We start from the raw sequence: 12,704 nt of genomic DNA on the forward strand, positions 1-12,704 counted from the left end.
GCCACACGCGGCCTTGCGTTGCAGCACGGCGATTCGCCCTGTCGCGTTCCGCGCGCGCGCCGACGCTGCGATTCAACCCTGGTCAGCGTATGGAAAAGCTGCAATCCGCGTGACGGACTTTCATGGTCGGTTTCATGGTCGACGGCAGCGCTTCTAGCGTGCCGCACGCGTGAGGTCGGGGCCGAAGCCAGCGCGAAACCGCGCGCGAACTCGCTGAAATCGGCGTTTTCCGCCAGCGCGGCGGCTCGCGTTGCGGGTTCGAAAGCACGCCGGATGCAAGGTTGGAATGGCCGTTGCTGTGCCTGCTTACAAGACACGCGAGCAGCCGCAGACAGCGACGGATTTTCAGGGGGCAGCATGCGCAGCACGAGCTTCAGGCCAAGACGAAATCAGGTATGGACGGCGGCGCGCGCCGCTGCGCATTCGATTCCGCCGCGCGTGCTCGTCGTCGACGATTTCATCGATTCGGCCGACTCGCTGGCTGCCTTTCTCGACAGCACCGGCTTCGAGACGCGCGTCGCCTACAACGGTTGCGACGCGCTTAAAATCGCGAACGAATGGCATCCCGACGGCGTCGTGCTCGACGTCGCAATGCCGGGCGTGTCGGGGCTCGCCGTCGCAAGGACGTTGCGCGAGTCGCCCGAGACCGCGTCCGTGCCGCTGCTCGCGTACACGGCCTATGAGACCGACGACAACTTCGACGGGCTGCGCGCCGGCGGCTTCGACGCGGTCTGCGCAAAGCCCGTCGATCCGATGATGATCGTGAAGATCCTGACGCTGTTGATGGGTCCCGCGCCGACGAACGATACATCGATCGACTCGTAACGCCACACCACGGCAGCGCTCCGTCTGTTCCGTCTGTTCCTCTTGCTTGTCCCACTTGTAACCGCCCAACGCTCCCGCTAATCTGACGCGCATCCCGTTGCGGAGCGCGCACATGATCGAGCTACGAAGTCTTCTCGCGGCCTTCACCGTCGCCTTGCTGACTTCGTGCGCGAGCTTGCCGCCACAGACGGACCGCGTCGAGACGCATGCCGTCACCGATACGCAGAACACGCGCCTTGCGAGCGCATTCACGCGGCAAGAGCAGCAGCACCCGGACGAAAGCGCGTTCCATCTGTTGCCCGATGCCGTCAATGCGCTCGTCGCGCGCCTCGTGCTCGCGCAAGCCGCCGACCGCACGCTCGATCTCCAGTACTACATCTGGCACGACGACCTGACGGGCCGCGCGCTGGGCGCCGCCGTTCTGCGCGCCGCCGATCGCGGCGTGCGCGTGCGCATCCTGCTCGACGATCTCGGCACCAACGCCGACGACAAGCTGCTGCTCGCGCTCGACTCGCATCCGAATGTGCAGATACGGCTCTTCAATCCCGTCGCCAGCCGCACGTTCAAGAAGATCGGCATGGCCACCGAGTTCCTTCGCGTGAATCGGCGCATGCACAACAAGTCGATGATCGCGGACAACGAAGGCGCAATACTCGGCGGACGCAATATCGGCGACGAGTACTTCGGCGCGTCGACCGACGTCGCATTCGGCGACCTCGATGTGCTCGTGCACGGCCCCGTGGTGCGCGACGTATCGACGGCATTCGACCTGTACTGGAACTCGCAGGCGTCGTATCCCGTCGCCAGCCTGATGGGCCGCAAAGCGGACGCCAACGCGCTTGCGGAGGTTCGCGCGAAGCTCGACGCGTATCTCGCGTCCGAGGAGAACAATCCGTACGTCGTCAATGCGCGTGCGCGGCTCACACACGTGATCCATTCGCACGACGCGACGCAGTACTCGTGGGGCAAAGCCACGCTGCTCTATGACGATCCCGCGAAAATCACGCGCTCGCCGGGCAACGCGCAAGGCCATCTGATGACGCAACTGAAGGCGCTCCATCTTCAACCGGAGCATCAGATGCTCGTCGTCTCGCCTTATTTCGTGCCCGGAAAAGAAGGCGTCGCGTGGTTGAGTGGACTCACGCACGATGGCGTGCGCGTCACCGTGCTGACCAACTCGCTCGCCGCCACCGACGTCGCCGCCGTGCACGCGGGCTATCAGCGCTACCGCAAGGCCTTGCTCGAAGCGGGCGTGCGGCTGTACGAACTCAAGCCCGTCGCGAGCGAGAAGAGCGACGACGACAAGAAGCACATGTTCGGCTCGTCGAAGGCCTCGCTGCACGCAAAGACCTATGTGTTCGATCGCGATACGCTCTTTATCGGCTCGATGAATCTCGATCCGCGTTCCGTCGAACTCAATACGGAAATCGGCGTGTATTGCGAAAGTGCAGCGGCTGCATCGCAAGTCGTCGATACGCTCGAGCCGAGTCTGGACCACATCGCCTGGCGGCTCGAACTGCGCCCGAATCCGAACGGCACGGACAGCATCGTGTGGATCGATACGGCGCCCGACGGCACCGTGAAAGTGCTCGACAGCGAGCCGGATGTGTCGGCGCTGCGCAAGGCGGGTGTCTGGCTGCTCGGCATACTGCCGATCGAATCGCAGTTGTAGCGGCGCACATGTGTGGCGGCGCTCTCGACACTGCGTTTATCGCTGCAGTGCGTTTATCGCGGCAGTGCGTTGAGCGTCATCAGCTGTTGCGCGAGCGCATGCGCATGCGGCGTGAGCGCCGCGAAGTCCCGCGCGCACAGATGCAGACGCCGCGACGTCCACGCTTCGGACAACGGCAGGATCGCGAGATTCGCGTCGCGCAGCGGCTGCGTGCAAGCCGCAGGCAGAATCGCGATGCCGACGCCCGCTTCGATCAGCCGGCCCAGATCGGCGACGTTGCGCAGACGCACGCGGTATTGCATCTGACGCCCGAGCCGCGATGCGCGCTCCGTGAGATGCCGCTCCAGCGCCGCATCGGAAAGTCCGACAAAGGCCTCGTCGACGATATCGGCGAACGCGACGCGCGCGTTGTTGGCAATGCGATGCGCGCGGCTCGCGGCGACCACCAGTTGATCGTCCGCGATCAGGTGCGTTTGCAGCGCGGCAAGATCGGCGATATCCGCGACGATGCCGAGATCCGCCCGCCCTTCGGCCACGGCGCGCACGATGTCGGCGCTCGGCCGTTCGTCGATGTCGACGGACAGATCGGGATGCGCGCTCAGGAAGTGGCACAACTGCTCGGGCAGAAACGATGCGAGCGCCGCCGTGTTCGACATCAGATGCACGCGGCCCTTCAGGCCCGTCGCGTAGCTGCGCAGCTCGCCGCGCATCTGCTCGACCTGCCCGACGATCAGCCGCGCGTGACGCACGAGCGCTTCGCCTGCGGGCGTCGCGCGCACGCCGCGCCGCGTGCGTTCGAGCAACGGCGTGCCGAGCGCGGACTCCATGCCCGAGATGCGCTCGCTCGCCGACGCAAGCGCGAGATGCATCGCCTGCGCGCCGCGCGTAAGGCTGCCGTGCTCGACGACCATCAGGAATAGCCGCAGATCGGTAAGGTCAAAACGCGACGTCGTCATCTTCGGTTGGGGCGAACACTGGCATCGGAGAATCCCGATTGTATCCGCGAAGCCGCCGCAGCTATGATGCGTCGCATGAATGGACTATTCCTTGTGGCGGGCGCGGGACTGCTCGCAGGCGGCATGAACGCGCTGGCGGGCGGCGGCTCGTTCGTCACGCTTCCCGCATTGATCGCAGCCGGCGTGCCTTCGGTTCAGGCGAACGCTTCGAGCACCGTCGCCCTTTATCCCGGCGGCCTCGCGAGCGCGTGGGCGTATCGCGACGGACTCGGGCCGATCGGCTCGGTGTCGCTGCGCGCGATGATCGTCACGACGCTGATCGGCGGCATTTGCGGCGCGTTGCTGTTGCTGCTCACGCCTGCAAAGACATTCGATTTCGTCGTGCCATGGCTGCTGCTGTTCGCGACGCTCGCGCTCGCATTCGGCCGGCGCTTCGGCGAATGGATGCGCGCGCGCTGGCACATCGGGCGAGCGGCCGTGCTCGTGATCCAGTTCGTGCTCGGCGTGTATGGCGGCTATTTCGGCGGCGCAGTCGGCATCATGATGATGGCCGTATGGGGCCTGCTCGACAGCCGCGAGCTGAAGCTGCTCAACGCGCCGCGCACGCTGCTCGTGAGCGCGGCCAACACGATGGCCGTCATCGCGTTTATCGTCGCGCATGCGGTGCATTGGCCCGAGACACTCGCGATGTTGGTAGGCGCGACGCTCGGCGGATACGGCGGCGCACACATCGGACGGCGCGCCCCCGCGCGCGTGATTCGCTACGGCACGCTGACGCTGACGGCGTGCATCACGATCGCGTTCTTCGTGCGCGCGTATGGTTCGGGAAAGTGATTCGAGCCATCGCATATCAGCGCAGCGTCGCGCCGTGACGCTCAGTTGATGCTCAGTTGACGTTCAGCCCGCTTGCCCCTGCCGGTGCGGCGTCTGCTGCTGCGCCTCGTCGACGCGCGGCGGCCGGTTGTGGCCGTGCTGCCGTCCGCGATCGTTGCCGTGGTGCTCGGCCACGTGCGCGGCTTCAGGCTGCGGACGATGATGTTCCGCCGATGGATGCCGCGTCGGCGCGCGTTCGTGGTGCTCGGGGCGATGCGGCGCATGCGTGTCGCGATGCGCGACGACCGCGTGGCTCGGCGCGTGAGCGCCACGATGAGCCATCTCGGCGCGCAGATGCTCGCGTCGGCGGAAGACTTCGGCGCGGCGATCGCCATGTGCGTAAAAATGCCGATGACGCCGGCCATCCGTGCCCACTACCCACAGATACGTGTCGCCGCCGACGAACACCACGTCGCGATCCATCACGCCCGCAATGTAGACATCGCTGGGCGCGGACACGTACACCGGCTGCCCGACAGGCGCCGGCGCGCGCACGACGACGGCAGGCGGCGGAGCCTGCACCGCAACGACCGCGGGACGCGGCCGTGCAGGCGCGGCGGATATCTGCTGCTCGCTCGTGACGCAACCGGCCAGCGCAGCCAGTGCAGCGATCGCGGCGACATATATTGCCAGCTTCATCGTATTCAAATGCGGCTCCCCGTTTGCGATTGCGTATGTATTCGTTGTGGTTTGGTCGCTGCGTTTGGTCCCTGCGTTTGGGTCCATTAACGGCACTGCCTTTCGGAAGCTTTAGCACGACGCGCGCATCGTCGCCTGTATCATCGGCATATGTCCTTGGCCACGGCTCATGGAGAAAAAGCTTGAACGTCAGTGATGCAGTCACCAGCCGCAAATCGGTGCGCCAGTTTTTGCCCGACCCCGTCGCGCCCGACGTGATCCGCCGCGTGCTCGCCACCGCCGCGCGCTCGCCTTCGGGCGGAAATCTGCAGCCGTGGCACATCCATGTCGTAGGGGGCGATGCGCTCGCGCGACTCAAGCACATCATGCGCGAGCGCATCGCGGATGCGCCGGGCGGCGAAGAAACCGAGTACAACGTCTATCCGCCGAATCTTCACTCGCCGTATCGCGAGCGGAGGTTCGCAGTGGGCGAAGATCTGTATCGCAGCATCGGCATCGCGCGCGAGAACCGGCCTGGACGTCTCGCGCAGTTCGCGCGCAATTTCGCGTTTTTCGATGCGCCGCTTGCGCTCTTCTGCACCGTCGATCGCCGCATGGGTCCGCCGCAATGGGCCGATCTCGGCATGTTCATGCAGTCCGTGATGCTGCTGTTGCGTGAGGAAGGGCTGCACAGTTGCGCGCAGGAATGCTGGGCGATGTACCCGAAGACGATCGGCGCGTTTCTCGACATGCCCGGCGAGCGCATGCTGTTCAGCGGCATGGCAATCGGATACGAAGATACGGACGCCGCGATCAATCAGTGGCGCGCGCAGCGCACGCCGCTCGACGATTTCACGGAGTTCATCGGCATCTGAGACGCTTGCCGTCGCGTCGCGCCCATTGATGCGAGAATGGCTGCTTCGATGAAGCAGACGTGAGTGCATCCGATGTTCGAAGCCACCATCAATACCGCGCTGCCCAAGGCCGAGTTCTATCGTGAACTGGCCTCGCAGGCGCGCTCGCTCGTTGAGGGCGAATCGAATCAGATCGCCAATGCGGCGAATCTGTCAGCGCTGATTTTTCACAGCCTGCCGCAACTGAATTGGACAGGCTTTTATTTCGCTATCGACGGCGAGCTCGTGGTCGGCCCGTTTCAGGGCAAGCCTGCTTGCGTGCGCATTCCGATGGGCCGCGGCGTATGCGGCCACGCAGCGCAGACGCGAGAAACGCAAGTCGTGCCAGATGTCGACGCGTTCCCCGAACATATCGCGTGCGACTCGGCCTCGCGTTCGGAGATCGTGATTCCGCTGCAAAGGGCGAATGGCGAACTGGTCGGCGTGCTGGATATCGACAGCCCCGCGCTCGCGCGCTTCGACGACGATGACCGGCAAGGGCTCGAAGAGGTCGCGCGCATTTTCGTTGCGTCGCTTGATTGATTCGGGCGCGCGCGTCGGCTCTTTGGCGCTGCCCCAAAGATCGGCCTTGCGGTCGATCTTCAGGGAACGCCGATACTAAACGCTTCTTCGCATCGTCACGTGGGATGCGCAGTGCTCATTTCCTGGCAACTCACAGCGCGCGATTCGGCGTAGCGCTACTCTTCTTCGCCGACTCCAGCGCTGCCGCAACGCCTTGCCCATAAGCGGGATCGGCCTTTGTGCAATGCTCGATGTGCAGCTTCTGGATCGGCTCCGAGACACCCGCGAGCGAGCGCGCCGTATTGTCGAACAGCGCCTGCTTCTGCTCGGCCGTCATCAGCCGGAACAGCGCGCCCGGCTGCGAGTAGTAGTCATCGTCGACGCGATGATTCCAGTGATCCGCAGCGCCTTCGATCGACAACGGCGGCTCGCTGAAATCCGGCTGGTCGAGCCATTCGCCGCGCGTGTTCGGGTTGTACGGCGTCGCGCCGCCCATGTTGCCGTCCACGCGCATGAAGCCGTCGCGGTGATAGCTGTGTACGGGACATCTCGGCGCGTTCACGGGAATCAGGCTGTGATTCACGCCGAGGCGATAGCGCTGTGCGTCGCCGTATGAGAAGAGCCGGCCTTGCAGCATCTTGTCGGGCGAGAAGCCGATGCCCGGTACGACGTTGGCCGGATTGAACGCGGACTGCTCGACATCCGCGAAATGATTCTCCGCGTTGCGATTCAATTCCATCACGCCGACTTCGATCAGCGGATAGTCTTTCTTCGGCCAGATCTTCGTCAGATCGAACGGGTTATAAGCGACCTTCGACGCGTCCTTCTCGGGCATCAATTGCACGTACATCGTCCACTTCGGGAATTCCTTGCGTTCGATCGCTTCATACAGGTCGCGATGCGAGCTCTCGCGATCCACGCCGACGAGCGCGGCCGCTTCTGCATCCGTCAGATTCTGGATGCCCTGCTGCGTCTGGAAATGGAACTTCACCCAGTAGCGCTCTTTCGCTGCGTTGATGAAGCTGAACGTATGGCTGCCGAAGCCATGCATATGACGGAACGACTTCGGAATGCCGCGATCGCTCATCACGATCGTCACCTGATGCAGTGCTTCGGGCAGTTGCGTCCAGAAGTCCCAGTTGTTTTCTGCGCTGCGCAGACCCGTGCGCGGATCGCGCTTGACCGCGTGATTCAGGTCGGGGAATTTCAGCGGATCGCGCAAAAAGAATACGGGCGTATTGTTGCCGACGAGATCCCAGTTGCCCTCTTCCGTATAGAACTTGATCGCGAAGCCGCGAATGTCGCGCTCCGCATCGGCGGCGCCGCGCTCGCCCGCGACCGTCGAGAAGCGCACGAATAGTTCCGTCTTCTTGCCGATGTCCGAGAAGATCTTCGCCCGCGTGTACTTCGTGATGTCGTGCGTGACCGTGAATGTGCCAAACGCGCCCGAGCCTTTCGCGTGCATCCGGCGCTCGGGAATCACTTCGCGGTCGAAATGCGCGAGCTTTTCGAGGAACCACACGTCCTGCAACAACGCCGGGCCGCGCGGCCCCGCCGTCTGAATGTTCTGGTTGTCTACTACGGGTGCGCCAAAGGCAGTAGTCAGCTTGTTCACGTTCAGCCCTCCAACACTTATAAGAAAATCCGGCGGATGTTGTGCCGGACCATACGGTAGTTCTAGATGGGCAGCGGGCCGCTGCGCCGCCGCTTCCAAAACCGAAATCCAGACGGCATGCCGAGGCGATGCTGTCCGTGTTACGTCGGGATGAAGATCGCGCGGTGCTCGACGCGCGCGACCGAATGCTGCGGCGATGATGTTAGCGCCATTCGGATCGGCGAGCAGACGAGGGCGCCCATTCTCGCGCTACATGCAGCACGTGCAATTCGGCTGACGAGAACGCGTGACAGAAGAATGACATTCAACGCGCAGTTGCATCGCTTTTTCTATTGGCTCTTTAAATCCGATTAAAAATTTAAGTTAGCACTCGCTTTATTGTCCTTGTCATATACATACCAGCTCGCCGAGCAGTGACAGATAACTAACCGACAAGACACAGAACAAAACCCGGAAGACAACTCGATGTCCACCGCGTTCGCCCACACAGTCGAAGCGAGTTTCGCGACGCTCACGCCCACGGCGAAGCGCATCGCCAGTTACATGCTGGCGAATCTGGAGCGCCTCGGCCTGGAGACGGCGGACCAGATTGCGCAGCAGACGGGCACGAGCGGCATTTCCGTCGGACGCTTTTTGCGAAGCGTCGGCTATCGCAATCTCGACGATCTGAAGCGCGAGTTGCGCGGCGCGCAAGCGCGGCCGTGGTTCATCACCGACCGGCTCGACGCGTGGCGCAGCGAGCGCCACCACGACAGCGCAAACGCCCATACCAACGGTGATCCCACGCGCGACACCGCGCTCGCCCGTTCGCTCGATCTCGAAGTCGATGCAATCGGCTACGTGTACCAGCTTGCGCAATGCGAAACCTTCGCGCGCGTCGCGCAGCGCGTCGCCACGGCCGATGCCGTCTTTATTCTCGGCATTCAATCCACGCGCGGTATTTCGAACGCGTTCTACAGCTACCTCGAATATCTGCGGCCGCGCGTGTTCTACTCCGACGGCATGTCGGGCTCGTATGTCGATTCGCTGAATTCGGAGTTCGCATCGCCTTATCTGATCGTCACCGACACGCGCGCCTATTCGCGCATCGCACGCCGCTATTGCGAAGCGGCCGCGCGGCGCGAATTGCCATTTGCGCTCGTCACCGATCTTTATTGTCCGTGGGCCCGCGACTTCGCTTGCGATCTGCTGCAGGTGAAAACGGATGTCGGCCAGTTCTGGGATTCGCTCGCACCGCTTACGTGCCTCTTCAATCTGCTGATTACGTCGATCGTCGAACGGCTGGGTTCTGCCATCGACGAACGCGTCGCGCGCAACCGCGAGTTGCAGCGTGAACTCGATCAATTCGACCTTTGACTCTCATGACCGACAAACCTCGACTGATTCATATCACGCAGGAAACGCACGCGGTCGACATCGACCTCGCCTATGCGACCGACCGCAATTTCACCGGCAAGGCGATCTACAAGCAAGCGCACTGCCTGTTGCTCGCGCCCGCCGAAGCAGGCTTGCGCAAGGCCGTCGAACTCGCCGCGAGCATCGGCATGAAGCTGCGCATTTTCGATGCGTATCGTCCGCCGCAAGCGCAGCAGGTGTTGTGGGACTTTCTTCCCGATCCAACCTATATCGCCGAGCTTGGACGAGGCTCGAACCATAGCCGCGGCACCGCGCTCGATCTGACCTTGATGGACGGCAACGGCGAGCCGCTCGACATGGGCACAGGTTTCGACGCGATGGTCAAGGAGTCAGAGCACTTCCACCAGGGCCTGCCACAGCACGTGCAGCGCAATCGGCTGCTGTTGCTCGGCATCATGCATGCGGCGGGCTTCACGCATATTCCGAGCGAGTGGTGGCATTACGAATTGCCGGGGTCGCGCGCGCTGCCCGTGATCGACAACAGCGAAAGCGGCCCTTTGAAATTGATGTAATCACAAAGGCTTATTTGCAGATTTCTCACCGCACTTCCTCTCGATACGGAGCGAGTATGAATCTGGTTTTGCGCAATGCGCTGGCGGCAGTCGCGGTCGTATCCGCACTGACGCTTACGATGACGACAACAAGCACCGCATTTGCGGCGACACCGAAAGACATGCTGGTGATCGCCACCACGCTCGACGAATTCTCGACGCTCGATCCGGGAGAAGTCTACGAGCTGGTGCCCGAGGAGTACGTCGCGAATACCTATGACCGTCTGGTGCGCGTCGATCTGAAAGACCCGTCGAAATTCAATGGCGACGTCGCGCAATCGTGGACGGTCAGCCCCGACGGACTCACGTTCACGTTCAAGATTCGTCCCGGCCTCAAGTTCCATTCGGGCAATCCGCTGACGGCCGACGACGTCGCGTGGTCGATCCAGCGCTGCGTGCTGCTCGACAAGGGCGCGGCCGCCGTGCTGCAAGGCATTGGCCTGACGAAGGACAACGCGCTGCAAAACGTCAAGAAGATCGACGACTCGACCGTCAGCATCACGACCGACCAGAAATACGCGCCCACATTCGTGCTGAACGTGCTGGGCGCGTGGCCCGCGTCGGTCGTCGACAAGAAGCTGTTGATGTCGCATCAGAAGGGCAACGACTTCGGCAACGAATGGCTGCGCACGAACGAAGCGGGCTCGGGCGCGTACAAGCTCGTCAAATGGACGGCGAACGACAGCATCATCTTGCAGAAATACGACGGCTATCGCCTGCCGCTCGCGATGAAGCGGATCGTGATGCGCCACGTGCCCGAAGCGTCGAGCCAGCGTCTGCTGCTCGAAAACGGTGACGCGGATGTCGCGCGCAATCTGAGCCCCGACGATCTCGCGACGCTCACGAAGGCCAACAAGGTGCAGGTGGTGTCGGTGCCGCAAGCGACGCTGCTCTATCTCGGCCTCAATGTGAAGAACGCAAATCTCGCGAAGCCGGAAGTGCAGGAAGCGATGAAGTGGCTGATCGACTACGACGGCATCCAGAAGAACGTGACGAAGAGCACGTTCAAGGTTCATCAGACGTTCCTGCCCGAAGGCTTCCTCGGCGCGTTGAATACCAATCCGTATCACCAGGACGTCGCGAAAGCGAAGGCGTTGCTCGCGAAAGCGGGCTTGCCGAACGGCTTCAACGTGACGATGGATGTGCGCAGCGCTTACCCGTACAACGAAATCGCACAAGCGGTGCAGGCGAATCTCGCGCAAGGCGGCATCAAGGTCGAGATCATTCCGGGCGACAACAAGCAGACGCTCGCGAAGTATCGCGCGCGCCAGCACGATATCTATATCGGCGAATGGTCGGCGGATTACATTGACCCGCACAGCAACGCGCAAGGCTATGCGTGGAACCCGGACAACTCCGACAAGTCCTCGTACAAGATGCTCGCGTGGCGCAATTCGTGGGACATTCCCGATCTGACGAAAGAGACCAACGCCGCGCTCGCCGAATCGTCGACGACGAAGCGCGCGCAGCTCTATCAAACGATGCAAAAGGAAATGCTCGCGAAATCGCCGTTCGTCATCATGTTCCAGCAGGTGTCGCAGGTGGCGATGCGTCCGGGCGTATCGGGTCTCGAAGTCGGTCCGATCAACGACCTTGTGTCGTATCTGCATGTGAAGAAGCAGTAAGCGCACGCGACACTTCATCTACATGTCGACTACGCTCACTCCGATCGATCGCATTCGCGCTGCGTCCGCGCGCAGCGCGAGCGTGCGCTGGACGCTGCGCGTGCTGCGCTGGGCGCTCACGCTCGCCATCACGTTCACGGGCCTGCTGGCCGTGACCTTCGTGATCGGCCGCAAGGTGCCCATCGACCCGGTGCTCGCGATACTCGGCGATCGCGCATCGGCGAGCGCGTATGCGGCAGCGCGCATCCAGCTCGGGCTCGACAAGCCGCTCGCCGTGCAGTTCTTTATCTACGTGCGCGCGGTGCTGCACGGCGATCTGGGCGTATCGCTGCTGACGGCAAACCCGGTGATCGACGATATCAAGCGCGTGTTTCCCGCAACACTAGAACTCGCGACGCTGTCGACGATCATCGGCGTACTGGTCGGCGTGCCGCTCGGCGTGATTGCCGCCACGCGGCACAATCGCTGGATCGATCACGTCGCGCGTTTCATCGGGCTTATCGGCAGTTCCGTGCCCGTATTCTGGCTCGGCCTGATGGGGCTGCTGCTCTTCTACGCGAAGCTGCATTGGGTGTCGGGACCGGGACGAATCGATCCTGTGTTCGACGGCATGGTGGACACGCACACAGGAAGCCTGCTGATCGATTCGCTGATCGCGGGCGAATGGGATGTGTTCTTCAATGCGCTGTCGCACATCGCATTGCCCGCTGCGATCCTGGGATACTACTCGGTCGCCTATCTGAGCCGTATGACGCGCTCGTTCATGCTCGACCAGTTGAACCAGGAGTACATCACGACGGCACGCGCGAAAGGTCTTTCCGAGCGTCGCGTGGTGTGGGTGCATGCGTTCGGGAACATCGCAGTGCCGCTGCTGACGGTGATTGCGCTCTCGTACAGCTTTCTGCTGGAAGGCTCGGTGCTGACCGAAATCGTATTCGCGTGGCCGGGCATCGGCTCGTATCTGACGGGCGCCCTGCTCAACGCCGACATGAACGCCGTGCTCGGCAGCACGCTCGTGATCGGCATCACATTCATTGCGTTGAACCTGCTGACGGATGCGCTCTATCGCGTGTTCGATCCGCGCGCCCGCTGATGCAACGGAGAACTTCCACGTGCGTCCCACTGTTGACCGCTCGAA

At 62.7% G+C, this 12,704-nt stretch carries 12 protein-coding genes; 9 read left to right on the forward strand and 3 right to left on the reverse strand.

What is annotated here, in order from left to right; all coding sequences use genetic code 11:
• Nucleotides 1-357 precede the first annotated feature (357 nt).
• Nucleotides 358-825 (forward strand): response regulator, encoded by a 468-nt coding sequence (locus AABE10_RS01355; RefSeq protein ID WP_342931502.1) that lies wholly within the window; start codon nucleotides 358-360, stop codon nucleotides 823-825.
• 112 nt (nucleotides 826-937) lie between these two features.
• Nucleotides 938-2,497, forward strand: a complete 1,560-nt coding sequence (locus AABE10_RS01360; RefSeq protein WP_342931503.1) for a phospholipase D family protein — start codon at nucleotides 938-940, stop codon at nucleotides 2,495-2,497.
• Between the two features lie 53 nt (nucleotides 2,498-2,550).
• On the opposite strand, the gene AABE10_RS01365 is transcribed toward AABE10_RS01360, so the two are convergent.
• Nucleotides 2,551-3,453 carry a LysR family transcriptional regulator gene (locus AABE10_RS01365; RefSeq protein WP_342931504.1) on the reverse strand — a complete coding sequence of 301 codons (903 nt, stop codon included), beginning with the start codon at nucleotides 3,451-3,453 and terminating at the stop codon, nucleotides 2,551-2,553.
• Between the two features lie 75 nt (nucleotides 3,454-3,528).
• Between AABE10_RS01365 and AABE10_RS01370 the strand changes: the two genes are divergently transcribed.
• A complete protein-coding gene (locus tag AABE10_RS01370; protein WP_342931505.1) occupies nucleotides 3,529-4,287 on the forward strand; it encodes a sulfite exporter TauE/SafE family protein in 759 nt (252 codons plus the stop codon).
• Nucleotides 4,288-4,350: 63 nt separating this feature from the next.
• On the opposite strand, the gene AABE10_RS01375 is transcribed toward AABE10_RS01370, so the two are convergent.
• A complete protein-coding gene (locus AABE10_RS01375; protein WP_342931506.1) occupies nucleotides 4,351-4,965 on the reverse strand; it encodes a hypothetical protein in 615 nt (204 codons plus the stop codon).
• Between the two features lie 182 nt (nucleotides 4,966-5,147).
• Here AABE10_RS01375 and AABE10_RS01380 point away from each other — a divergent pair, with 182 nt between their 5' ends.
• Both AABE10_RS01380 and AABE10_RS01385 read left to right on the forward strand, forming a co-directional pair.
• Entirely contained in the window at nucleotides 5,148-5,819 is a 672-nt protein-coding gene (locus AABE10_RS01380; RefSeq protein ID WP_342931507.1) for a nitroreductase, read from the forward strand.
• A gap of 72 nt (nucleotides 5,820-5,891) precedes the next feature.
• Nucleotides 5,892-6,380, forward strand: coding sequence for a GAF domain-containing protein (locus AABE10_RS01385; RefSeq protein WP_342931508.1), 489 nt, complete (start codon nucleotides 5,892-5,894; stop codon nucleotides 6,378-6,380).
• Between the two features lie 130 nt (nucleotides 6,381-6,510).
• Here AABE10_RS01385 and AABE10_RS01390 read toward each other — a convergent pair whose 3' ends face one another.
• The gene (locus AABE10_RS01390; protein WP_342931509.1) at nucleotides 6,511-7,974 is read right to left on the reverse strand and encodes a catalase; all 1,464 of its coding nucleotides are present in this window, start codon (nucleotides 7,972-7,974) and stop codon (nucleotides 6,511-6,513) included.
• Between the two features lie 465 nt (nucleotides 7,975-8,439).
• Here AABE10_RS01390 and sapR point away from each other — a divergent pair, with 465 nt between their 5' ends.
• The 4 genes from sapR to AABE10_RS01410 are packed head-to-tail and all read left to right on the forward strand — an operon-like array spanning nucleotide 8,440 to nucleotide 12,659.
• Nucleotides 8,440-9,330 carry a sap1 transcriptional regulator SapR gene (gene sapR, locus AABE10_RS01395; protein ID WP_342931510.1) on the forward strand — a complete coding sequence of 297 codons (891 nt, stop codon included), beginning with the start codon at nucleotides 8,440-8,442 and terminating at the stop codon, nucleotides 9,328-9,330.
• Between the two features lie 5 nt (nucleotides 9,331-9,335).
• Nucleotides 9,336-9,902 (forward strand): D-alanyl-D-alanine dipeptidase, encoded by a 567-nt coding sequence (gene ddpX / locus AABE10_RS01400; RefSeq protein ID WP_342931511.1) that lies wholly within the window; start codon nucleotides 9,336-9,338, stop codon nucleotides 9,900-9,902.
• 56 nt (nucleotides 9,903-9,958) lie between these two features.
• Nucleotides 9,959-11,566: an ABC transporter substrate-binding protein gene (locus AABE10_RS01405; protein ID WP_342931512.1), complete on the forward strand. Its 1,608-nt coding sequence runs from the start codon at nucleotides 9,959-9,961 to the stop codon at nucleotides 11,564-11,566.
• Between the two features lie 22 nt (nucleotides 11,567-11,588).
• Complete coding sequence (locus AABE10_RS01410; protein ID WP_342931513.1) at nucleotides 11,589-12,659, forward strand: ABC transporter permease; 1,071 nt, start codon at nucleotides 11,589-11,591, stop codon at nucleotides 12,657-12,659.
• The last annotated feature ends 45 nt before the right edge of the window (nucleotides 12,660-12,704 follow it).

The sequence above is a fragment of the Paraburkholderia diazotrophica genome (genome assembly GCF_038900755.1).
Taxonomy (GTDB): Bacteria; Pseudomonadota; Gammaproteobacteria; order Burkholderiales; family Burkholderiaceae; genus Paraburkholderia; species Paraburkholderia diazotrophica_A.